This is a genomic window from Pseudoprevotella muciniphila (genome assembly GCF_003265305.2).
GTDB classification, from domain to species: domain Bacteria; phylum Bacteroidota; class Bacteroidia; order Bacteroidales; family Bacteroidaceae; genus Alloprevotella; species Alloprevotella muciniphila.
Genome location: NZ_CP033459.1, coordinates 20,548 through 43,740, shown reverse-complemented (window position 1 = coordinate 43,740; position 23,193 = coordinate 20,548). Strand labels below are relative to the sequence as shown.

The window sequence follows — 23,193 nt, the reverse complement described above, 5'->3', positions numbered from 1 at the left end:
ATTTTGTAGTATATTTGCAGCAGATTAGGAGAATGGTTATGTCGGAACATTATTTGAGAATATACAGAAGGGTTTGTGTGCAGTTTCTCTTTTTGCTTCCTGCCGCTTTATTCGGGCAGGTTGTAACAGAAAGCGGCAGTACAGCGCGGGGCAAAACAGATGTTGCAGAAGTGCTCGACAGCATTGCAGCGATAACGGAGGACTCCACTGCGGCTCCTGACTCTACCGCTATTCCTGACAGCATAATTTCCGCCGTTAAAGACACGGTTATACCCCAAAAGAACAAGATAGCATTCGACGGCATCGCCCACAGATATTCTGCACGACTTGACTCTCTGAAAGACGAATACCACGAATGGGAATATACAGGCGATGATTTGCTCTCCAACCCCTATTACATCAACCTATTCTCCTCTCCCACCCTCTACAAGGGTTCGTTGCGCCGCATCATCGGCAGCCCGAAGTTCAAGGAAAGCAACAGTGAATGGAATGCCAACTATGAAAGGGTGCGTCTGACCGACCTCGCCCTTGTCAACATCTATGGCAAGCGGCCATATCTCATAGAAACAACCGGTCTGGCACCGGAGGAAGGCGGAGGTATCAGAAAGGATCTGGAAACGGAAGTAATACCCATTACGAAACTGTCGGAAAAGGTGGACAAGCCGAAACTCACAAAAGATCCGGTTGTCATCAAGCCCGACTGGGAAGTAACGACGTTTCGGCCTAATTTCTGGACATTCAAGGCTGATGTGAGCCTGCGCTTCATGCAGAACTACATATCGAGCAACTGGTATCAAGGCGGTGAGAGCAACAACTCGCTACTCGGTTCAGCGACTCTCGAAGCCAACTACGACAACAAGCGCAAAATAACGTTCTCGAACAAGTTAGAGATGAAACTGGGCTTCTATTCTTCGCGTTCCGACACTATTCATAAATACAAAACGAATAGCGACCTTCTGCGCATGACTAACAAACTTGGCATTAAAGCCACCAAACATTGGTACTACACTTTCATGTTGCAGAGTTGGACTCAATTCTACAGGGGTTTTAGGAGCAACAACCGCTATGTTTACAGCGACTTTATGTCGCCCTTTGAGAATGTGGCATCTATTGGTATGGATTATAAGTTCACATCTAAGAACAAAAAGTTTAATGTCAGTGCTACACTCTCGCCTTTTGCTCACAGCCTGAAATACGTTGGCAGAGAAAAACTCATCACGAGTAATGGTTTAGACGAAGGTAAGCATCACAAATCCACTTTCGGTTCTACAATAACGGCGAATGCAACTTGGCAACCTATCAAGAATGTAACGTGGAAATCGCGATTATACTTTTTCACAGACTACACCTTTGCCAAAGTTGAATGGGAAAACACCTTTCTATTCAAAATCAACGATTTCTTGTCAACGGAATTGTTTCTTTATCCCCGATTCGACGACAGTGTGAAGCGCAAGGAAGGCAAGTCGTACACACAGTTCAAGGAATATATTTCATTAGGTTTTGGTATGTCATTCTAATACCTTCTTGTGAAAATCAAGAAAAGCCCAGCGAGTAGTCCGAGCTGCCTTTCAGTCGCTCCGTCAGTTCAATGATTTCAAGGCGGCGCATAGCAATCAGCCCTGCCAGATATTCCAGCAATTCGCACAGTACTCCGCCGACGCGCGTGGCGGTGTTCTCTCCGCGTTCGGAAGCATCGCGCACTTCGGCGGCAGCGGTCAAAATAGTAGAAAGTTCCTTTGCCATAGTGTATCAAGTTTGTTTAACTCACCTTGCTTTTTGCGTCCCAGCCATCGCCGCACCTTACGCGGCGGGCTGACATACGCTGCAAGGTTCATTGAAAAAGATACGGCAAAGGAACTTTATTTGGGTGGGGTTAGAAAAGAAAGAAAAAGCGTGCCACGATGTGCAGCACGCTATGCGTTAGGGATATTAGCCGAATGGCGGAGATTACAAGCTCCGTTTACGTTAGCCCGACCCGTCAGGGTACGCCCAAATTATTCTTCAAACGGATATGTTTCGTCGTAGATTTCACTAAGCGGGCGGTCGTTGAAGAGCCAGTGAGGTGTGGGTTGTATATGTTTGACTTTGTAACCTTTTAATTGTGCAGACAACGCACTAATAGATGTTTCTTCGCCTTTATAGCACACCTTACGCTCTGAAAGGATTGTAACAGAAATTGACGCATCTTCTTTCCAAATAAGTACATCACCTTTCTGCAACCCCATCTCATAGAAATTAAGCGGTGGACGCTTGGTCTGTGCCTTTGAACTGGCTGCTTTATCTTCGTCAGTGAGGTCATTTTGGATTTCTTCACTAACATTCTCCGTTACATCTTCATGATGGAAAAGTTCAAGTATAGCTTTAGCTTGCTCAACTTGTATCTTAAAAAATTCCCTGTTGGCATTTATACGCTGTGGAGAAAAAGCAGTATGGAGTGCTTTTTCAATTTTAGCACAATCAGATGTTTTGACTTTGCAAGCAAACTGACATTCAAAAGGAACTGGAACACCAGTGGTGTAGAGTTCTTTCATTCGCTTGTCAATATCTTCTTGTGCTGTCATACCAATTTTCACCAAACCTGGCATAACGGGATTTGTGAGAAGGTAAACAATACCGTATTTTTTTTCAGTTGGCATATTTAATCGATTTTAAGTTTAGGAAGACTATAATGATATTCTTTTGCTATTCACGATAGCATCGCAGAATCACTATTGATAATATCGAAGAACCTGTCAAAGAACTGCTTGAGCTTTTCCAAAACGGTTTTGCGCCACATGTCAAGAACTCCCTCGCAACACCTGCAGGCCGACCAAAGCCTTTTTACTACGTGAGAGTTCTATGTATTTTATGTATGTTTTCTTATGGTCAGAAATGCAGGTTGTAGCGTACTACATGCGCAAAAATAAGCATTTCCGAAAAAACTTGGAAGTTTAAGCTTTGATATTTATCAAAGAATTTTCTGTTTTATGTTGTATCGTTATAACAGATGACGTTTGCGAGTGGGCATTATCTTCATTGCTTACTGTCTGACTGATAAGTGGATATGGAATTTGAGCCGTGCCTAAAAGGTACAGCTTTCCCTGCACGTCAGTCAGACGAAAAGCGGATGGGCGTTTGGGGTGCAAGAATGGTTTACAGAGCGTAGCGGTGAGTTTTGACGTGTAAATCCGCACCCCATTTTCCACTTCGTCGGTAACTTCAAGTGAAGCAAGTCCTACAAGCGGAAGTTCCTGCCAGGGCATAGGTTCACGAACAAGGGCTATGGCTTGGGCTGGCAGGATAATGGCGCGGCGGAGGTGGTAGGCGGCACAGTATTCTATCTTGCGGATAAAGCGGAGGTGGTGATGGTCATGGAGCGGCGCAGTGCATGTGGATTTGACTAAAATTGTCTGAAAAATCAAACTGTGATGAGGATTTATTATTTTGGTGTCTGCTTTTGATTTTCTACAATGCTGCTCCTATGATGCCGTTTACGTCAGGAATGTTGTGTTCATTGAGCCATTGGTCTATGCCTTGAATTACCTTTATTGTTACTGCAGGGTCGATGAAGTTGGCTGTGCCTATTTCTACTGCCGTTGCGCCTGCCTGCAGGAACTCAATAGCATCTGCGGCTGTGGTTATTCCACCAAGGCCGATAATAGGTATTTTGACTGCTTGTGCCACCTGATAGACCATGCGGACTGCTACGGGTTTTACGGCAGGTCCAGAGAGTCCTCCTGTTTTGATGCTGAGAATGGGTTTACGCCGCTCAATGTCGATTGCCATTCCCATAAGAGTGTTGATAAGAGATACGCTATCAGCTCCTTCTGCTTCTACGGCACGAGCGATTTCTGCAATATCTGTAACGTTGGGCGAAAGTTTAACGATAAGCGTTTTGGGATAGACTTTTCTCACGGCTTTGACCACCGATGCAGCACCGCTACACGTTACGCCGAACGCCATGCCGCCATCGTGCACATTGGGACAGGATATGTTCAGTTCGATGGCGGGAATGTTGTCGAGTTCCGCTATTCTTGCCGCACATTCAGCATAATCTTCTGGCGAAGAGCCTGAAACATTGACGATTACGTTTGTATTGAGGTCTTTGAGTTGCGGATATATGCTTTGACAGAAATAGTTAGCCCCTTTATTTTGTAAGCCTACGCAATTGAGCATACCCGACGGTGTTTCTACCATCCGGGGGTAGTCGTTGCCTTGACGGGGCTGGAGGGTTGTTCCCTTTACGATAAACCCACCAAGGTCGTTCAGGTTAATGAAATCTGCAAATTCAATGCCGTAGCCAAATGTGCCAGAGGCTGTTAGTACGGGATTTTTGAGTTGTAGGTTCCCTATTGATACGCTAAGTTTTGCCATGTCAATCTGAATAGTTTTATTAGGGAATTAATCCCACATAAGTTTATTGATATTAAATACTGGTCCTTCGGTGCATACACAGAGGTTGCCTTCACTGGTTTTCTCTACACAGCAAAGGCAGGCGCCGAGTCCGCACGCCATCATGTTTTCGAGCGATGCTTCACAGAAGATGGCTTTTTCCTTAGCGTATCTCGCCACAGCCATCATCATCGGTTTTGGTCCGCAAGTATATATTCGGCTAAACTCGCCTGCTGATAAGACTGAATGATTCGTAACGAACCCTTTTTCGCCTTCAGAGCCATCTTCTGTTGTGATATAAAGTTCTCCTATTCGCCTGAAATCCTCTTTTTGGAGCACATCAGCTGAAGTTTTTCCTCCAAGCAGGAATTTGGGGTATGCACCAATACTGCGCGCCAATTCTCCGAGATAGAGTAAAGGGGCTGTGCCCACACCACCACCTATCAACAGCACTTTTTCTCCACATTCGGGCAATGTGAAGCCCCTGCCAAGAGGCAGAATGCAATTCACTAACGCACCCTCTTTGAGGCTGCATAGCCGCTTTGTGCCCTCTCCTACGGCATGCACGAGGAGCCAAATTTCATTATTCACCTTATCTACATAATTGATGGAAATGGGGCGGCGGAGAAGTGTGGTTGGTGAATTATCTACTCGCACTTCCACAAATTGTCCTGGCAATATCTCTGGTAGTTTTTCTTCAGATTTTAACACCATTAGGGCATGATTGTCCGAAGGGTGAGAAATGTGGACAAGAATTAGGTTGAGAATTTGTTTCATCGCTACTTTAATATGAAATGTCAAACAAAGATAACACTTTTAATTGTAACTTTCTTGGAAATGTACATAAAAACGGCGGAATGTTTATGGTTTGCAATGTTTTTCGTATTTTTACACTCGAAATCATATTTAACAACGATGCCAAAGATATCAGAGCGCGCGATAGAAATGCCTTCATCGCCCATACGCAAACTTGTTCCCCTTGCAAATGCAGCTAAAGAACGTGGTATAAAAGTATATCATCTCAACATTGGACAGCCCGACTTGGCGAGCCCGGGAAAGGGACTTGAAGCCTTAAAAAATATCGACCGCAGGGTGCTCGAATATAGCCCGAGTCAGGGTTTCAAAAGTTACAGGGAAAAGTTGGTAAAATATTACGAAAGTTACAACATTCACCTCAGCGCTGACGACATTATCATTACGACTGGCGGAAGCGAAGCAGTGTTGTTTGCATTTCTTTCTTGCCTAAATCCTGGTGATGAAATTATCATTCCCGAACCTTCATACGCCAATTACATAGCCTTCGCTATTTCTGCCGGCGCCAAGATACGCTCCATTGCCACTACGATAGAAGAAGGGTTTTCGCTACCCAAAGTGGAGAAATTTGAGGAACTAATCAATGAGCGCACACGTGCCATCATGATTTGCAACCCGAACAATCCTACAGGTTATCTTTACACACGGCGAGAAATGAACCAAATTCGGGACCTTGTAAAGAAATACGACCTTTATCTGTTCAGCGATGAAGTTTATCGTGAATTTATCTATACAGGTTCACCCTACATCTCTGCCTGCCATCTTGAAGGCATTGAGGACAACGTGGTGCTGATTGACTCTGTTTCTAAACGTTACAGCGAATGCGGCATACGCATCGGTGCATTGATTACGAAAAATACGGAAATACGTAAGGCTGTGATGAAATTCTGTCAGGCACGCCTCAGTCCACCACTGATTGGGCAAATAGTGGCAGAAGCATCCATGGAAGAACCGGAAGACTACAGCCGCGAAGTCTATGACGAATACGTGGAGCGCAGAAAATGCCTCATCGATGGCCTTAACCGCATACCTGGCTGCTATTCTCCCATTCCTATGGGGGCTTTCTATACCGTAGCCAAACTGCCTGTGGATGATGCAGAAAAATTCTGTGCATGGTGTCTGACAGACTTCAACTATGAAGGTGAGACGCTGATGATGGCACCGGCGGCAGGTTTCTATACCACCCCTGGCGCCGGCAAGAATCAAGTTCGCATTGCATACGTACTCAAAAAGAGCGACTTGGAGCGGGCATTGTTTGTGCTCAAGAAAGCACTCGAAGCATATCCCGGCCGCGTTATGGACTAACAGCCAAACATAGATATGTCTTTCTCTTTTTTTCTTGCACGTCGTTTCTTTCAAGGCAACAAAGACGGAAAACGCAAAGCCTCCACACCAGCCATACATGTGGCAACAGCAGGTGTGGCAATAGGCTTGGCAGTGATGATTGTGTCCATCTTTGTGGTCAAAGGATTTCAGCACGAAGTGAAAGAGAAAATCACAGGATTCGGCACTCACATCGAACTGCTGAATGATGCCCGAGTGGGCTACAGCAACACAATGCCACCTCAGCCCGCTGCAATACTGCCGCCAGAGTCGTACCCCATCGTGACAGACTCTTCGGTAATCTCGGAAATGAAGAACATACCCGGTGTCAGTCATGTTCAGCGCACTTCAATGAAGATGGGCATCATTAAAACCGAAGATCACTTCAAGAGCATCGAGATAAAAGGCATAGGCGAGGAATACGACACAAAGTTTCTTAAATCGGCACTGACAGAAGGCAAAATACCTCAGTTTTCTTCAAAAAGTGCTTCAGGGAAGGTGCTCGTTTCCAACCAGATGAAACGCGAGTTGGGCCTTAAGTTGGGAGACAAAATCTACGTTTATTTCTTCGAAGACATAGTAAAAGTACGACTTCTCGAAATCTGCGGTATTTACCAGACCAACCTCAAACAGTTTGACGATGTGTTCATCATATCCGATCTCTACACGGTGAACGAATTGAACAACTGGTCGGCAGACAAGAGCAGTGAATTGGAAATCACAGTATCGGACTTCAACCGGCTTGACCGACATCTGGAAGACGTTTCGGCACGCTTCGACGGTCGGCGCGACACGTCGGATGCCGTTTATTGCGTCATGTCCATCAAGAAGAATCCCAACACAGCCAACACCTTCCAATGGCTCAATCTTCTCGATTTCAACGTATGGGTCATCTTGATTATCATGGTGATGGTGGCTGTATTTACGATGACAAGCGGCTTGCTGATACTGATACTGGAACGCATCCCGACGATTGGCCTTCTGAAATCCATGGGTGCCACAACCGCCTCAATAGGACGCGTATTTCTGAATTTTGCAGCCCTCATCATTATCCGCGGAATGATCATCGGCAATGTATTGGGGCTTGGACTGGCATGGTTGCAGAAACAATTCGGCATTGTCAGCCTCGACCCACAATCCTATTACGTGGATAAGGTGCCTGTTCTTTTCAACTGGTGGTGGTTCATTGGTCTGAACCTGGGGACACTCGTTATTACCCTCATTGTCCTTATCATTCCCAGCCTTGCCATTTCACGCATACAGCCTGCTAAAAGCATACGATTCGATTAAGGTCTGTTCTATTTATTCTGACAGTTGCTTGGGGTTATATCCTTCAGATATATTCCATGTATCTATAGTTTCAACTTATCTTATGGAAGTCGCCTAACACAGCAACGCCTTGTCCATCTTTGTAGCGTTTCTGTGCTTTGAGCATATTGTTGTAATAGAGATAGAAATAGCCGTCTTTGATGTAATAGGTATATTTAGTTTCTTTCTTAACCTGTCCGTTCGAAATGGTTTGTATGGTCAGGTTGTAGCCATCGACTATTATACGCATCGTTCCATCCTTATATAATCCGCAAAACGAAATGTTCCTGAAAAACTAAACGAAGCGTTCCGTTTCGCAAAACGAAATGTTCCTTTTCGGGGTTCCCTCCCCCAATAAAAAACGCCTCAGATTTCTCTGGGGCGTTCCTATTCTTCACTCACCACATTCAAGTATTCAAGTCAAATCGCACGTTCTCATCGCCGGCAAGCAGTTGGCGTGTGCGTTCCTGGTTGTTCTCGTATATGTGTACGTTGCCAAGGTTCAGCGTTATGCTTTTCAGAGGCAAATCTATCTGCCGAGCCATGAGGTAGAGATGGTAAATGTCAGCCGGCAAGCCAAGGTTCGCGTCGCTGCTTCGCTGGTATGCTGACAGTACCAGTTCCCCGTCGTCTATCTGGAACTGCACGAGGCTCAGGCATGGGGCTTGGTTACTCTCTGCACCAGTCTCACCGAGGAATAGCACATAGTTCTTGCTGTTTCGCTTCTCGCGGTTTATCTTCGCAATGAGGGGAGGCAGTTTTTCAAAGTAGGTCGGGTAACTGTTCACCAGGACAGAACCGCAATAGTCCCACCAGTTGATGCCCACGTCGCGGTATCGTTCCACGTTCCGCTCACCCTGCATAAACAGTTGCAGTTCATTCTTCAGTTTCTTTCTGGCTATGCCGTGGCTCTCGAATATGTCGAGCAGGTCTGCAGGGGTCAGTGACAACTGTTCATTGAGCAGGTAGCGGATATTCCCTTTTTTGTTCGTCTGGATTTTTCCTTTCTCCAGAACCTTGCCCAGTATCTGGTAGTATTTGTTCATCGTTCAAACGGTATTAGAATCTTGTTCAAGCGGCTTTCGTATATAGCATGATGTCCGTATAGGACGCGCTGTAATTCATGTGGGCATTGAATTCCCGACGCAGGCAGTTCTCAAACGGGTTGCCCAGTTCCGGATGCTTACCCATCCAGTCGCACAGTTCAACGATAGAGGACTTGTTAGAGGTAAAGTAGATGAAGCGGTGTCCGGCAAGCACAGTCAGCACGTCGAGGTAGTCTGACAGTTTCCAGTACATCCTGTAGGTCTTGCAGTCAGTGCTCAGATAGGGAGGGTCAACGAGGAACACCACATCTGGCACGTCCTTGTATTTTTCAAACACATCCCTATAGTCACAGGAAGTAATGGTCAGTCCGTCGAGGTAGTCCTGACACTGGGGATAGTCTGTCGTCCTTATATTATTATATAAAGTCTCTTTCTCCAAGTCTGCAAACTCCGTGGCATACTTCATCGAAAACATTACCGAAGAGGACAGCGTGATATAGTCAATATAGCCGTAGTCTCGCTCATACTTGCGGACGCATGAAAGCACACGTTCCTTTGTTTCTCCCAATATGGGCTTGTGGCGAGGAACGTCCACAATCTCTCTCAGTTCTGCCAGCAGCGCATTGGTCACGGGCAAGGCATCCAGCCGCTTACTGAAGCCGTCAAAATCGTTATAAACTACGGTGGAGTTCGGCTTCTGGCACTTGGCTATGTGTGACAGCAAGCCAGAGCCACCGAACAGGTCCACGAACGTCGTACCGTCAGGGAACTGCTGGAGAACCTTGATGTACTCCTTGGCAAACATCCGCTTCTGTCCCTGGAACGGAAGCGGTGCCGATAGATATTGCTTTCTCATTGTCTCAATATATGTGATACGACAAAGGTAGCTGCCTTATATGAGACGAAGAAAGGTTCAACCCGAATCACACTGCACCGGCCGTGCAGTCAGTCTTAAACTTCTTGATGATGTTGTACACCTTGCGCTCACTCACCTTGTACCTGTCAGAGAGCAGTGCCACGATATATGTCATCTTTTCACCCTGCCTTTGCATCTTCATATAGTCTGCATAAAGTGCCACGTAACGGCTGTCGTCGGGCTTAAAACCGACCGAAATAAGCCTGTCAATAAGCTCTTTGTTGAAATTAATTATCTCAAATAGCGTCATTTTCTATAAAAATTTGTACATTTGTAGTGCCAATCATTTATTCGACAATAAAAACCGCAATAGTGCGATGAAGGGCATAAACCCCCAGTTGTACACTATTGCGGTGTCGTGTTAATAAATGATTGGCGTCTATATTAACAGGCTGGGGGCTTTTTCTATGCCCGCCCCCAAGGGCTTAGTCAGATAACATTCAACCGGAAATATCCGGGTTGTATTCAACTAAAAATCAACGCATGGATGGACCAGCCTGCCGCAGTTCCGAGCACAGTCAGTCCGAAATCAATCCAGTCCCAAGCGGTGATACGCTTGTTGTACATGCAGTCTTTGTATTCCAGCGCCCCTGCCGTGCAGAAACCAGCAACCAAAGCCATATACCAGCCGTTGCTGACCAAACCAAGCACCATGCCGCCAAGCAGGTGCAGGTATCTGTGGCTTGTTTTAAGCCATTTCAAAATCTTTCTTATCATGCTAAATGTATTGATATTTTCTTGCTTACGCACATCTCAGTAAACTCCTGCCATGTCGGTGACGCTTCCCCGTCCGCGTTCCATGCTGTATATATGCCAGAAGGAATGCGCAGATTCTTCTCGTAAGCAGTGCCGGCATTTTCGACGATGAAGACAAGGCTCTCACGAGTTAGTTTGGGGCTTTTGCTAAAATCAAGCGTGCCGTCCGTCTCATGTCCCGTCCGTATGTCTTTCTGTGCGTCGAAGCCTTTGAGGTAGCACTCCTCGAGGTTACCGCAATTAAGGAATGCGTTTCCGAAGCCAGCGTAGTTCGTCACCCTGCTCACATCCAAGTACTTCACCACCCTCAACGCGGAGCAGTTGGCGAAGCCTGCAGAAAGGTTGCTCACGCACAGCAAGCCGCTGGCATGGTACGGCGAATAGAATACTTCGAGCGACTTGTTGCCGTTCGCCATTGAGTTTGCAATAAGCGGAAATATTTTGCTATGAATGCCGGTATATGTATATATCCGCCTGTTGGTCTTGCCGGCATAGGGAGAGCCCAGCGCACCAAAGAGGCTGCCCGCACCATTGATGTCCACGCCTGCGCAGATGACCTCCATGTCAGCCGCACTCAAGCCGGTTACCAGGTAGTCGTTGCCTACCTTGTGCATACGCCACGTTCCGGTCAAGGTGTCATAATCCGCACCATGCGCTGCGTAGCGCGTTTTCTGCCGCTGCAACGTACTGTACACATTCTCCACGATAACCACATTACCGCCATAGTCAGCTGCGTTGTCAACAGACGTACACTCGACTGCAATGGTTCCGGTGGCAAGCGTGGTGCGTATGCCGGTGCTGTTGCCCGTGGCATGGCAGCCTTGGCAGAGCATGGCGGTCTGTGCGCCCGACGTCGCCGCGCCCTGTGCCGAGAAACCCGTGCCCTCGCGCGTGCTGCCCGTCCAGGCATGACCCGGCAGGTTCTTTCGCGCAGTAACCCCGTAATAACTCGCCCGTCCGCCGCTCGCCGGCGTACAGCCGTTACCGTTGTATTCATAAAGCCCGCCGCGCGAGGTCACTGCACAATGTTCGTGGCAACTCTCCCCGTCGTCCGAATTGTCGTGCGCCCAGCAGTCTTCCAGCACGATGTCGGAAGGGGCAGCAGACGTGCCGTGTCCGTTGAAGCCGTCGTTCGAGCAGCCGAATGCCTCGCAGCGGCGCATGAGGAAGTCGGTCGTGCCGTCGTAGCGCACCGCACCGGCAGCGTTCGTCATGCCCACACTCACGTTTTCCAGCATGCCGTGCATGCCGCCCAGCAGCAGCCCGGAATAGAGGAAACGCACGTTCCTCACCTCAATGCTGCCGCCTTCGGAGGCTGCAACGGTCCGGCGCGGAATGACGACAGGGTGCGTGGCAAGGTCGGTGCCGGCTACGATGGAGAAATAGAGCGTCGTGCCGCTCACGTACCATTTCAGCACGTCCGCACTCTCTTCTATCTCGGCTATCGACGCAGCAGGATAGATGCGCGTGGAGGGCAGGCGGTGCGTCGCGCCTTCCTGCACGGGGTGCACCTCGTCCGGAGCAATCGCCGTTGCCGCGTCAGCCACATCGTGCTGCCAGAGATACGTGCCGCGCACGGGCGGATTGTCGATGGTGGCACTCATCACACGCGTGTAGCCGCTCACAGCCGTTGCCGCCGTCACGCGGTAGCAACTGATGCAGCGCACGCGCCCGCTGCCCGTCAGCCTGCCGTAGTTCGAGAGGTCGAGCGGCAGGTTGTAGTAATCGCCCGCGAGCATCACGAGTTCACCGTCGGGAGCGAGCAGCGAGTTCGCCCGGCGCAGGGTCTGCACGGGGTTGCCCTTGCTCAGTCCGTCATTCTCATCGCTGCCCTCCGGCGAGAGGTATATGCGGTGCGCAAAGGGGGTGGCACTCACGATGTCTGCATGGCACACGGCACTGTCGGTCTGCGTGATGAACGTGCGCAGAGCGTTGAACACCGCCAACGTAGCCCCCAAAGGCGGTACGAGTTCATAGTCGCCCTCACCGGCGGTGCAGTTCACGTAGCCCACCACGTTATTATCGTCATCGAGCCACACCACGATTGGGAAGAACGATGTAGCAGTCTCGCCGACCAACTTGGTATGAAGCATAAATCTCTCCACTCCGGCTACAGACATGGGAACTGTGTGCAGATAGGCACTGCTGGTGCTCACACTCCCGTCCGCACGCATCAGCCCCGTCTCGGTGAACACGTCATCAGCAAAGTAGCGATAAATACGGCGGCAATGGCTCCGCTCCATGGCTTCCAGAACTTCTGTCGCCTGCGATGCTGCCGTCTGGGCAAGGCCTGCTTTCTCATTGGCATTCTCGGCTGCCGTTCCGGCTGTTGCTGCTGCTGTCTCGGCCAGCTCCTTTGCCGCCATAGCCGCAGTAGCCGCCGTTCTTGCCGGGGAGCCGAGAAGACTTACCGGCACAATCACCAATTCCGTACCCCGAAGGGCTGGCAATGTGTTGATACCGTCCAGGGTCTGCACCCTCGCCAGTTCCGTCACGTCCTGGCTCTCGGATTGAATCTGTGCAATAATCTCCTGCTTCAGTTCTTGTTTCTCTTGTTCTGTCATGTTGATGGAATTTTATGGTTAATCTTGCATGTTGATTATTCTCGCTGTAAACATGGTCGTAAAACCGTCTATCGTAGCAGTGCGGCCAGGGTCATACACCAGCAGCACCTCCACCGTGCCGCCTTGCCCGATTTCAATGTTCGCCCAACAGCCACCGTTCCAGTGCGTAATCAAGGGATAGTCCTCCGAGTTCCAAGGGGTGTTGTTGCTGCCGTCCGGCAGGGTGTTGCGCCCGTAAACGTAAAAGTTCAGCGAGCCGAGGTCGGAGGTAACGATAAGTCTCACCGCAAACGGAGTACTCGTGACGATGCTCAGCGCATTGCGCACGGACGACAGTCGCGGAAGGGCTATGCCGGCATTGGCCGCCGAGCAGTTCACGATGATGCGGTTGCTGTCCGACAGCCCCACATCGTATATCTTGTTCGCCTGGCTCACGCCCACCTTTGTGAACTTGTAGCCGTCGATAAAGCCGTTCAGCACACCATTGCCGGTGCCGGCAAAAGCAAGGTTCGCACTGCTGGAGTTCCGGATGTCGAACAGGATACCCCATTTGGGCAGAAACCCATTACCCGTGTCAACCAGGCGGCACAGCATGGGTTGCCCCATACTGTTCCACGTGCCGAAAATGGCCTGACGGTCCGTGTCGTTGAAACCAATCATGCTGTCATAGAGGAACAGACCGTTCGTGTCATCGTGAATGACCGGCTGCAAATTGCCGTGTTCGTCCTCCTCGTAGGTCACGCTGCCCACGCCGATATGGTCGTTGGCTATCACAAAGCCGCCGATATAGCCGCTCTGGGCATCTATCTGACCGCCAAACTTACCGTTTATGGCCTCGATGCTGCCATCTTGTTTTATCTTGAAGTACTGGTTGGCTGTCACCAAACCTTCCAGCTGGATGTTGTCGGCAGTCAGCTTAATCACGGTGCGGGTCTGCTCATGCCCCTCCCCATCAATATAGGTCTCCTGTACGCCTACACCTATCAATGCCAGTTTACCATCTGGTCCCTGGGCATAGATACCAGTGCCAGTAGCTTTCACCATAATGCCGCTCTCGGCAAGCACGTTGCCGTCCTGATCAAAGTTCTGCGCGGCTATCTTCACCAGCTTCTCACTTTGCTCGAACAGTGTCCGGTATTTATACGTCAGGCTCTCAATCTTGTCTGTGCTCAGTATCAGCATATACAGATAGATGTCGCCAGTGAAACTCAGTTTGAAGTCGCCTGTGCCGTTCCACAGCCCGTTGCAGGTGTACTGCTTGTAGCCATCGGTCACTGCCAGCGTCTCCTCCACGTCCATAGAGTTGAAGTTCTCAAAGCCAGTCTTGTCAACGCCCTCGAAACGCACCTTCAGCGTGCCGGCACTTGCGCAGCGGTACAGGAAACTCAGATACACCGGCTTCGCCTCCTTCAGTCCCGTCGCCGGGTTCGTCTCCATCGTCGGTTTGCTTCGTAGGCTCGCATTCTTCTGGATGATATACTTGTTCTTGATACGCACCACCACGCGACCGTCGTCTTTTGTCACGCTCGCGCCGTCGCCTTTCTTGGTCAGCACGTTCTCGTTGGACCAGATCCATTTGTTACCCGCAAGCCAGAACACGGTATCGTTCTCCGTCAGCCACTTACTCAGACCATCGTCGAAACTGGGATTGTTCAGATAGCCTTTCTCCTGGGCGAAGTCCTGGCGCAGCGCACTCATGCTGCTCTCGATCTTGCCTTCAGTTATCTCAAACTTGGTCTTGATGTCCTCGCCCGTCGCAAGCAGGAACGTGCCGCGCAGATAGGCGTTGTCGCTGTACAGGCCGTTGCCCTGCGGCTGGTTGTCTGCCGGAAACCAGTCATCATTGATGCCGTCCAGGTTGCCCAGTCGCGCACGGAGGCAGCCTGTGAAGTTCTTCGCCTTCACGCCGTCCATCACGTCGATTCTCGGCTGGCCGTCCTCGGTGGCTGATATGAGTATCAGGTTCTGGCGCAGCGTGTCCTCGGTGTTGCCCATCAGCACCACCTCGTCCGCTTCAGCCGGAAGACTGGCGTCAAACTCACTCGCTTCTACCAGTACCGAATTGCCGTCAACAGCAGCCACCTCCACCCAATAACTTTTCAGGTTGCCGCCGGTGAAGGTCTGGCAACGCATCAGGTCATGCACCTGAAAGGTGTTCTCCTGCTCAAAAGTAATAATATAGAAGTCATCGGTCTCCTCGACCGTCTTTATCTTTCCGTTGGCAGCACTCACCACTATCTGACCGCCCACGCTGCGGATCTTTTCTACCAGCAGTTCAAGCACGGTCATCACCTGCCGAACCGTCAGCTTGTCAATGGTCAGGTTTGCCAGTTCCTGCTCATCTATCCACAACTGCCAGCCCTCACCGCCAAAGCCGTCCACAAACCTTGCGCTGCGCAACAACTGGCGGACAACCAGCGTCAGCAGTTCAGCATTGCCTAAACCGTCAATTCTTGCACCTTTCTCGCCAGCTTCGAAGTCGCCGATGTCAATGCCCTTGTCGAAGATGATTTTCTCCTTGGCACGGTCAGCGTTGTTTTTGCTTAGGAACTCCTTGTGCGTCCGCCGCGCACTGTAGATGTTGTTGTCCGTCGGCTTGGTCTCGTCCCAGCTCCTGATAAGGTCGGGGACGTTCACCGCACCCAGTATGCTGCCGGCATACATCTTCACGTCATGGATGCTGTCTTCTATCTTGGTCATCGCACCAGTCGATAAGGCGTCGCTGATTTCCAAGTCTATCTGGCAGGGGTCGCTCGCCTTGCGCGTCAGTCTCGTAATGCGGCTGCTCCTGTAACCGATACCGGGAAAATACTTCTGGCTCTCCAGACGCACCCGACGGCCTACATACAGTTGCGCACCGACGCGCTCCACCCACTTCGGATTCGTCGGAGCCTTATACACGCTCTTGTCCAGAAGGTGCTCACTGTTGAAGGCTTCAACGGCTGCCAGGTATTCTTGTTCTGCCAGACCGTAATACTCATCCGGCATCCTGATGTTCCACAGAATGTAGGTGTCAGTCGCCTTCGGAACAAGCAGACCGCCCTGAGTATCGGGCAGTTGCGTGTCGTCATCGTATGGCCACGTCGTAATGATCTCAAACTCCCTGGTCTCGCTGTTGTAGTTCACCTCAAAGTCACGGCCCTCAAGCTCGCCGCTCTGGAAACTCACATGCTTCACCAGTCCGGCTATCTCATAGTCGTTGGGATCGAAAGTCAGACCGTCGTCCCGGAAATACCATATCGTGAACGGATTGCCGTCGCTGTCCTTCACTTCCTCCCAGCGCACGTTGCTGATCTCGCCCAATCTTCGAGGGTAAATACCGCTGAAGGCCTCCTGCTCGTAGTGGTGGAACACACCATACTTTTCAACAAAACCGGGAATGTCCACATACTTTGCACCATCAGGCAACTGGAGTCGTGTCGAGCCATATTTCTCCCTGTCAATGTTCCGGCTGCTGCCTATCGGGAAAAGCCGCGTGTAGAACTTCACACCGTCAGCCTCGTCCCTGTCAAGCGACAAGAGACTCTCGCCGTATCTCAGCGTCAGCTCCTCACCATGCTCACAGCGGCACAGATTCACCGTCTCACCCTCTATCCACCATTCCGCGCCCGCAGCTTCAGCCACCAGGCGAAGACCCTCATTGCAGTACGTGCCGTCATAGTCGATGGTCAGATTCTCGCTCTCAATCACAGTGCCCACCTTCCAGTTAGTCGTGTGGTCCATGCCGTCGTTGATGTTCTCCACAATCAGCCGCACATGCTCTGTCGCAGGAGCAGTCAGAGTGAATACGGCTTCGTTCTCACCGTCGCTGTTCTGTAACACCAGCAGACGCTTGATCAGGCTCTCGATACCGTACAACTTCACGTTGTACTCCCACTCGCGCTCGTTCTTCTGACTGGGCAGGTATCGCTCCTGAAGCCAGTAACGATCACCGGCAAAGTCCGCATAATCGTTCACTTCCAGTTCCAGAAAGGCATAATGCGTAAAGGAGAGCGACAATACATTGTCGCCCTGAAGGCTCTTGTCCTGCTGGCTGCTGCCGACAGGTTCAACCTGACACTTCAGCTGTCCATTGCTTCCGTATATCTCAATCATATTTGAATGATGTTATAATGCCATTAGAAAAACATCAGAACGAAGGAACAGGCTCGCGGAACTTCACCCTGAACGCACCGGCCTGCTCACCCTCTACCCACAGATTAGATATCGCGGTAAAACCGTTGGGCCACTCCACGGCATACATCCGCAGCGTCAGACCAAGCGAGGGAAAGTTGAAAGTCAGCCAGCCGTTATTGCCCGTCTTCAGAAACTGGATGAAGGAGGTATATCTTACGACAAACGCAGCAGGACTATCGGCCTGGAGAGCGAAATGCAGCGTAACGTCGCGACCCTCGCTCTTCACGTCAAGCGTGTCACCCATATCCTCACCGTCCTGCTCCCTGATGTTCACGGCCACATGAGCCTTCGTCTTCGAGGGGGAAAGCAAAGCGTTAAGGTTCTCATGCCCACCCTTGCGCTCCTCACGCAGGAACACGCCGTAGGTGTCCCACAGGTCGGTGTTGTTCACCAACACCTGGCCGCTCAGTATATGTTCTACCTGTGCCATAGTCTTTATCTCATTTTGATGCCGTCCCGGCGCATCGACCTGATGTCATCGGCGATGCCCTCCAGCTTACGGCAATAGTTTGTGTTCTCTACCAGTTCGCCGAGACGGTCAGTCAGACCGCCCCAGCGGTCCGCTATCTGACCGAGCAGCTCGTCCATGCTCGCCCAGTGACGCTGGCCGCTCGTAAACAAACCTTCCAGTTTGGTACCCTGGTCCTGCGTCATCGTCTCGAAAGCACCAGCCTTGCCACTCTGAGTCACGCCGGCTTCATCAGGATCAATACGTGCAGCAGTGTAGGCGGCATCACGCTCCCTGTTCATGTCGTCGAAAATGTTGCCATACCAGGTACGCAATTCGTCGGCCTCCCATTTCTCCAGACCGTCTTTCATGTACTCCGAAAACCGCTCGTACCAGCCCTGCAAACGGTCGCTGTAACGCTCAGACATCAGCCAGTTCAGAATGGCGTCCTCGAACATGTCGTCAACACTCGACAACATCTCCTTCGTACCGTTCTTCATGTCCTTTACCAGACTGTTGAACGAGCTTCGTGCACTGTCAAACGACAGACCTGTCATCTTCTCCCTATAGGCGTTCTCTATCTCCTCCAGCTCTTTCCAGTAGGTAATGTAGTCGTCCATGAACTCCGAAGCATCCTTGTAGCCGTCGCTCGCAAGGTCTTTCAGGTGGGTGTACTCGCTGGTCAGTTTCGTGGCAACCTCATACATCTCCTTGCTCGACAGTGCCCAGAAGTCACCAGCACTGCGAACATTCTTGCCCAGCAACTTGCTGATGGCATCCCACTCGGCACTCTTCATGCCTTCGTCTATTTTTTTGTTGGAGCTGTGATGACCGTCTGTCCATGCCTTGTACCAGTGGCCGTTTGTGTAGGCAGCACCGCTACGCGCCATGCTCTCCTGCACATTCTTTTCCATTTCCTGGATGTTCTTCTTCTGCTGCTCGTAGAGACCTTCCACGTTGCTCATCTTCGCATCGCTCAATTCGTCGGCGAGATTGTCGATGGCTTGTTTCAGGTCCTCGTTGCTCTGGCTGAGACGTTCCAGGTCTTCTTCTAAATGTTTGTCGCTGTCACCGTCGCCGAGACGGTCGGTCAGACTCGAGAAACCGCCGAAAGTCACCGTATCAAGTATATGGTTCAGGTGCTCCATCAGGTTGCCTATGGGCTTCGTGATGATGTCCCCGCTCAGCAAGTCGTCAAGAAGTTTCTCCACCGCACCGATAATCGTGTCCTGGACACTGGTGATGATGCCGCTGATGCCATTCTCTGCAATCGCGTCGAAAATGCCGAGCACGGCACTCAGTATCTCACCCGTCATGCCGGAATCGCCAAGGGCTTTCGTCAGGGCTTTGCTCACGATATTGTACTTGCCTGGCAGTTCCCACAGGCTTTGCGTCATGATTTTGCTCACGCTCCTGTCCTTCCCAAGCAGGTTCCGCAGACCCTGCGTCAGGGCTTTGATTACACTCTTGTCCTTGCCAAGCAAATCCTGCAAACCTTGCGCCAGAGCGTTGCCAACTTTCTTGGTGATGGCACTACCGCCGAAGAGTTTGTCAAACTCCATCAGGCTCTGACCGATACCCTTCAGCGAACCGCTCGTAAGGCCGCTGATGGCACTCTCCAAACCCTCGAACATGTGTTTGGCGCGGTCGGCACTCGCCTTCAGCTTCACCGTCGCTTCGTTCACAGCGCGGCTGCACGCCTGTACCTGTTCGCTCGCCTTGCGCTGACGCTCAGTCAGCTTCTCCACTTCCGACTGCCACATCGCCATGGCAGCCTTGTCGCCGCGGGTCTGCGCATCAATCAGGCTCTCGCGCGCAACGCGCAGTGCATTTGAGGTATCGGCATACACGCGCTGCTCTTCCTCCTGAGCCGATATCAGCCCCTGCATCGAGCGCTGGTACGACTCCATGTCGTCACTCACGCGCTTGAAAATGTCGCTGTCCCACACCGTGGCACTCGTATCAAGCTTCTCGATCAGTGCGTACAACAGTTCCTGCTCTTCAACAGTGCTCTGATTGAAACCCTCGCTCCGCGTAATAGCACGGAGTTTTTCCAAAGTAGGCTCTAACTGCTCCTTGAACATGGTGCCGAAGTCGCCGAACAGACTGCCCCAGTCAATGCTCTGCTTGATGGCAGCGGCATCCGCCTGCTCCAACTTAAGGTCACGCTCCTTCTCCAGTTTCAGACGATCACCCTCGGTCTGCGCTTTCTTCATCTTCTCGGCATAGTCCTCCGTTATAGCCAACTTCTGTTGCTGATAACTGCCGTACTCTTTCAGAAAATCACGCATCGCCTGAGCCTCGGAGGCATAGACGGCTTCGGTGGCACGCTTCCGCTGTTGCTCGTTCGCAGCATCGGCTTTCTCTCTTTCTTTTTTCTCGGCGTCTGTATAGGAGGTGTCAACCGTTTTCGGGTCAAACAACTTTTCCTTGTTGGCAGGATTCGCTTCGAAGGCCTTTCTTGCATCGTCAATCTTTTCCTGCTTCAGGTCTTCGTAGGCGCGTCTTATCTCAGCCTTCCTTTTGTCGAAGTCAAGTTGTATCTGGTCGAGCACTTTCTCGTTGCTTTCTTCCAGAATGTCTATCTCATGCTGGCGGGTCTCAAAAGCCAGGTCCTCTGCCTCGCGCTGACGTTCCAGTTCCTGCTCTTTCACCAATTCCTGGTAACGCTGCTGGTCGCGTTGTTTGTCAATAACGGATTTACCGCTCGGCTTGCCGGAACTCCCGGAACCTCTGGAACGTCCGGAACGACCACTCCCTGAACGACCTCTGCCGGAACCGCCGCCGGATGTACGTCGGACGCCTTTGCCCTTGCCGATATTCTCGGCATGTAGGCCTTGCACTTCTTTTTGTTTTTGTTCCAGCTTTCCGACGCGGTCGTTGGCTTCTTTCCAATCAGGAGAACCGATAACTGCATTATCGCGGTCGTTCTTAGCTTCTTTAATGCGTCTTTGCAAATCGGCTTCAGTTCCTTTGGTCAGCTTGTCGGGGATGAGTAAGTTAATATCTATCAGCAACTGCTTCAGAGCTTCAAGCTGCGATGTGTTAGTTCGGATGTTCACCTCGTCAGCATTCAGCTGATCTATCTTGTTCTGAACCTCCTGCTGCTTACGAATAAGCTCCTCGTAGTTCATCTCGTCGATGGCGTCGTTCGTGGTGTCTTTCAGATCTACCGTCGCATTGGCAAGGCCCTTCAGCTGAGCCTCTGTCCGTTCCAGTTTGGAATAGGCACCTTGAAACCCCTTGGCAGAGGTCTCCACGTATTCGTATAGACTGTCGTGGAAACCCTCTATCTCTTGGTCCGTCGCACCCAGCGAACGAAGAAGGGACTCAATAGAAGTTACCTGCTCCTCTACGGCTTTCTTACCCTCTTCCGGCCCCTTGGCAAACGCCGCTGATATTTTTTGGGCATTGGTCATCACATCCTGGGAAATCATGTTCCAGGTATCAGAGGTTATCTCACGTATATGTTGAGAGTTTTTTTCTACAATTGTCGTTTGGTATTCGTAAGTGCCTAAAGCATCATTGTAAACATTGGCGTTTTCAAGGACCTTGTGAGAAGCGCTCGCCGCCGCTTTCATCAAATCATCCATCGCCTCCTTCTCGGCGTTCATCGCGTCCTCATTGGCTTTGCCGGCGGCTTCCGCAAGATTCTTCTCGGCGGCATGCCGCTTGATGGCGGCCGTAAGGGCCTCGTATTTCTTTTCCTGCTCCTCAAGCGTGTCGTTGACGCTGATCTGCTCCATGTTGTACTCGCGGGCTATCGCATTCATGCCGTCAAGAGCTGTCTTGTAGCTCTTCGTGCCTTTCTCCACATGCTTCAGCACGTTGTAGTACGTGTCAAGCTGAGACTGCTCATCCATCACCTTCTTGCGGAAACGGTCAACGGAATCCGACGCTTCGTCTGTCTCAGAGGAGAACACCGACAATAAACCGATAATGGACGTAATCGCAACCAGTGCAATGCCGAACGGATTAGACATAAAGGCAGCCTTCAGACGGTTCATCGCCTTGGTGCATAGCTCAGTCGCGGCAGCCCACAAGCCGGTGGCCTCCGTGTTGGTTTTCTTCTGCACCGTATCCACCTGAGTCTGAAAAGTGTTAAGCCGCTGAGCCGCAGTCTGTTTCTGCGTCGAAGCCGTAGCAGAGTTCTTCGCTGCCGCCTGACGTATCTCCACGGCAGTGTTTTTCTCCTTCACCGCCGTGTTCAGTTCCTCCTGGGCTTTCTCCGCCGCCTTCGCATCACCGCTACGCAGCGCAGCATCCAGCTCATCTTGCTTAGCAGCTACATTACGCTCCGCAGCATCAACCATCTGGTTCGAAAGTTCAAGTTCCGAATCAGCTGACGCAGCATTCGCTTCAGCCTCTGCCAGCCTCGCTTTCAGCTCTTTTTCCATCGCCATGACTTCGGCATCGATGGCTGATGCATTCCCTTCCTTCGCCGCACTGTTAGCCTGGGTGGCAGCGGTCTCGGTTTCAATCGCACCCGTGTCAAGCGACGACTTGTAATCATCCACAAGGCTCTGAAGCTCGCTCACACGGTTGTTCTCTATAGTCTCTTTCTGCCGCGCTATCATGTTCTGAAAGGCTTCAATCGCCATCAGGGAACCTTTGTACTCGCCGTAGGCGGCAACAACGGTCAGAATAGCAGTGCCCAGCTTGTCGTAGTTCTTGATGGCGGATGTCGTGAGGTCTATAACACCGACCATCACGCCCTGGCCTTTCTCGCCCATCTCGTTAAGCGCATCTTCCCATGCACCTTCCAGATTGCTCATCGCCCCTTTCAAGCCCTTGCTCTGCTTCTCAAGCATGCCGTGAAACTTACCGCCCTCAGACGTAGCAGTCTCAAAGGCGTCGGCTACCATCTCTACCGTAATCTTGCCGGCAGACATCTCTTCTTTCAGCTCACCGATGCTCTTGCCGGTCTTCTCGGCAATCACGGTCAAAGGGTTGAAACCAGCGTTGATCATCTGAAGCAGGTCCTGACCCATCAGTTTGCCCGTGCTACTCATCTGGGCAAAGGCAAGCGTCAAAGAGTTGAACTTCTGAGCATCCCCCATTGAGATGTCGCCTATCTGTCTCAGGATGGGCATCACCTTCTCAGCCTCAATGTTGAAGCCCAGCAGAGTCTGGGCTCCCTTCGCCAAGTCCTGCATCATCATCGGCGTGTTCACCGCAAAACTCTTGATGTCGCCGAACAGAGCACGGCCCTTAGTCGTGCCCGCAAGGGTCTCGAACGAAATCTGCAAGGACTCCACCTCACCGCGAACGTCCATAATCTTGCGAACGAAGTCGCCAACCTGACTCACGGCAAAAACGCCGCCAATCGTGTTGCGAAGACTCGTCAGAGAACTTTCAAGACCACGCGTCTGGTCCTGAGCCTCCTTCAGACCGTCCTTCAAGTTACCCTTCATCAGGAATTCTATCTCTACAGGTCTCATTTGTTTAATTCTTTGTTTCTGGTTTGTTCAG

General features: G+C 50.9%; 17 protein-coding genes. 3 read left to right on the top strand and 14 right to left on the bottom strand.

Annotated features, from left to right (window positions below; genetic code table 11):
• Positions 1-77 precede the first annotated feature (77 nt).
• A complete protein-coding gene (locus tag C7Y71_RS00250) occupies positions 78-1,517 on the top strand; it encodes a DUF3078 domain-containing protein (RefSeq protein WP_193215927.1) in 1,440 nt (479 codons plus the stop codon).
• Between the two features lie 16 nt (positions 1,518-1,533).
• Here C7Y71_RS00250 and C7Y71_RS00245 read toward each other — a convergent pair whose 3' ends face one another.
• The 5 genes from C7Y71_RS00245 to C7Y71_RS00225 all read right to left on the bottom strand — a co-directional run bounded on the left by C7Y71_RS00245 (position 1,534) and on the right by C7Y71_RS00225 (position 5,148).
• On the bottom strand, positions 1,534-1,743 hold the full coding sequence (locus C7Y71_RS00245) for a hypothetical protein (protein ID WP_111899307.1): 210 nt from the start codon (positions 1,741-1,743) through the stop codon (positions 1,534-1,536).
• Positions 1,744-1,994: 251 nt separating this feature from the next.
• A complete protein-coding gene (locus C7Y71_RS00240; protein WP_111899306.1) occupies positions 1,995-2,636 on the bottom strand; it encodes a GIY-YIG nuclease family protein in 642 nt (213 codons plus the stop codon).
• 294 nt (positions 2,637-2,930) lie between these two features.
• Positions 2,931-3,401, bottom strand: a complete 471-nt coding sequence (locus C7Y71_RS00235) for a hypothetical protein (protein WP_111899305.1) — start codon at positions 3,399-3,401, stop codon at positions 2,931-2,933.
• A 43-nt stretch (positions 3,402-3,444) separates the two neighbouring features.
• On the bottom strand, positions 3,445-4,353 hold the full coding sequence (locus tag C7Y71_RS00230) for a dihydroorotate dehydrogenase (protein ID WP_111899304.1): 909 nt from the start codon (positions 4,351-4,353) through the stop codon (positions 3,445-3,447).
• A 27-nt stretch (positions 4,354-4,380) separates the two neighbouring features.
• Positions 4,381-5,148: a dihydroorotate dehydrogenase electron transfer subunit gene (locus tag C7Y71_RS00225; protein ID WP_111899303.1), complete on the bottom strand. Its 768-nt coding sequence runs from the start codon at positions 5,146-5,148 to the stop codon at positions 4,381-4,383.
• Positions 5,149-5,286: 138 nt separating this feature from the next.
• On the opposite strand from C7Y71_RS00225, the gene C7Y71_RS00220 reads away from it, so the two are divergent.
• Complete coding sequence (locus C7Y71_RS00220) at positions 5,287-6,489, top strand: pyridoxal phosphate-dependent aminotransferase (RefSeq protein WP_111899302.1); 1,203 nt, start codon at positions 5,287-5,289, stop codon at positions 6,487-6,489.
• A 15-nt stretch (positions 6,490-6,504) separates the two neighbouring features.
• A complete protein-coding gene (locus C7Y71_RS00215; RefSeq protein ID WP_111899301.1) occupies positions 6,505-7,797 on the top strand; it encodes an ABC transporter permease in 1,293 nt (430 codons plus the stop codon).
• 70 nt (positions 7,798-7,867) lie between these two features.
• On the opposite strand, the gene C7Y71_RS00210 is transcribed toward C7Y71_RS00215, so the two are convergent.
• The 9 genes from C7Y71_RS00210 to C7Y71_RS00170 form a co-directional block, all read right to left on the bottom strand.
• Positions 7,868-8,065, bottom strand: a complete 198-nt coding sequence (locus tag C7Y71_RS00210; protein WP_111899300.1) for a hypothetical protein — start codon at positions 8,063-8,065, stop codon at positions 7,868-7,870.
• A gap of 157 nt (positions 8,066-8,222) precedes the next feature.
• Positions 8,223-8,861: a thymidylate synthase gene (locus C7Y71_RS00205; protein ID WP_151908872.1), complete on the bottom strand. Its 639-nt coding sequence runs from the start codon at positions 8,859-8,861 to the stop codon at positions 8,223-8,225.
• A gap of 25 nt (positions 8,862-8,886) precedes the next feature.
• The gene (locus C7Y71_RS00200) at positions 8,887-9,717 is read right to left on the bottom strand and encodes a DNA adenine methylase (protein WP_111899299.1); all 831 of its coding nucleotides are present in this window, start codon (positions 9,715-9,717) and stop codon (positions 8,887-8,889) included.
• 67 nt (positions 9,718-9,784) lie between these two features.
• Positions 9,785-10,027 carry a hypothetical protein gene (locus tag C7Y71_RS00195; protein WP_111899298.1) on the bottom strand — a complete coding sequence of 81 codons (243 nt, stop codon included), beginning with the start codon at positions 10,025-10,027 and terminating at the stop codon, positions 9,785-9,787.
• Between the two features lie 215 nt (positions 10,028-10,242).
• A complete protein-coding gene (locus C7Y71_RS00190; RefSeq protein WP_151908871.1) occupies positions 10,243-10,494 on the bottom strand; it encodes a hypothetical protein in 252 nt (83 codons plus the stop codon).
• A complete protein-coding gene (locus C7Y71_RS00185; protein ID WP_151908870.1) occupies positions 10,491-13,097 on the bottom strand; it encodes a hypothetical protein in 2,607 nt (868 codons plus the stop codon). The genes C7Y71_RS00190 and C7Y71_RS00185 overlap by 4 nt, the downstream gene beginning before the upstream one ends.
• An 18-nt stretch (positions 13,098-13,115) precedes the next feature.
• Entirely contained in the window at positions 13,116-17,192 is a 4,077-nt protein-coding gene (locus C7Y71_RS00180; protein ID WP_151908869.1) for a hypothetical protein, read from the bottom strand.
• A 34-nt stretch (positions 17,193-17,226) separates the two neighbouring features.
• On the bottom strand, positions 17,227-17,703 hold the full coding sequence (locus C7Y71_RS00175) for a hypothetical protein (RefSeq protein WP_111899397.1): 477 nt from the start codon (positions 17,701-17,703) through the stop codon (positions 17,227-17,229).
• A 5-nt stretch (positions 17,704-17,708) separates the two neighbouring features.
• Complete coding sequence (locus C7Y71_RS00170) at positions 17,709-23,162, bottom strand: tape measure protein (RefSeq protein ID WP_111899398.1); 5,454 nt, start codon at positions 23,160-23,162, stop codon at positions 17,709-17,711.
• Positions 23,163-23,193 lie beyond the last annotated feature (31 nt).

Excerpts from the sequence above, each read along its gene's own strand:
- C7Y71_RS00245 (WP_111899307.1), bottom strand. The coding sequence starts at position 1,743 with ATGGCAAAGGAACTTTCTACTATTTTGACCGCTGCCGCCGAAGTGCGC.
- C7Y71_RS00240 (WP_111899306.1), bottom strand. The coding sequence starts at position 2,636 with ATGCCAACTGAAAAAAAATACGGTATTGTTTACCTTCTCACAAATCCC.
- C7Y71_RS00230 (WP_111899304.1), bottom strand. The coding sequence starts at position 4,353 with ATGGCAAAACTTAGCGTATCAATAGGGAACCTACAACTCAAAAATCCC.
- C7Y71_RS00225 (WP_111899303.1), bottom strand. The coding sequence starts at position 5,148 with ATGAAACAAATTCTCAACCTAATTCTTGTCCACATTTCTCACCCTTCG.
- C7Y71_RS00220 (WP_111899302.1), top strand. The coding sequence starts at position 5,287 with ATGCCAAAGATATCAGAGCGCGCGATAGAAATGCCTTCATCGCCCATA.
- C7Y71_RS00215 (WP_111899301.1), top strand. The coding sequence starts at position 6,505 with ATGTCTTTCTCTTTTTTTCTTGCACGTCGTTTCTTTCAAGGCAACAAA.
- C7Y71_RS00210 (WP_111899300.1), bottom strand. The coding sequence starts at position 8,065 with ATGCGTATAATAGTCGATGGCTACAACCTGACCATACAAACCATTTCG.
- C7Y71_RS00205 (WP_151908872.1), bottom strand. The coding sequence starts at position 8,861 with ATGAACAAATACTACCAGATACTGGGCAAGGTTCTGGAGAAAGGAAAA.
- C7Y71_RS00200 (WP_111899299.1), bottom strand. The coding sequence starts at position 9,717 with ATGAGAAAGCAATATCTATCGGCACCGCTTCCGTTCCAGGGACAGAAG.
- C7Y71_RS00195 (WP_111899298.1), bottom strand. The coding sequence starts at position 10,027 with ATGACGCTATTTGAGATAATTAATTTCAACAAAGAGCTTATTGACAGG.
- C7Y71_RS00190 (WP_151908871.1), bottom strand. The coding sequence starts at position 10,494 with ATGATAAGAAAGATTTTGAAATGGCTTAAAACAAGCCACAGATACCTG.
- C7Y71_RS00185 (WP_151908870.1), bottom strand. The coding sequence starts at position 13,097 with ATGACAGAACAAGAGAAACAAGAACTGAAGCAGGAGATTATTGCACAG.
- C7Y71_RS00180 (WP_151908869.1), bottom strand. The coding sequence starts at position 17,192 with ATGATTGAGATATACGGAAGCAATGGACAGCTGAAGTGTCAGGTTGAA.
- C7Y71_RS00175 (WP_111899397.1), bottom strand. The coding sequence starts at position 17,703 with ATGGCACAGGTAGAACATATACTGAGCGGCCAGGTGTTGGTGAACAAC.
- C7Y71_RS00170 (WP_111899398.1), bottom strand. The coding sequence starts at position 23,162 with ATGAGACCTGTAGAGATAGAATTCCTGATGAAGGGTAACTTGAAGGAC.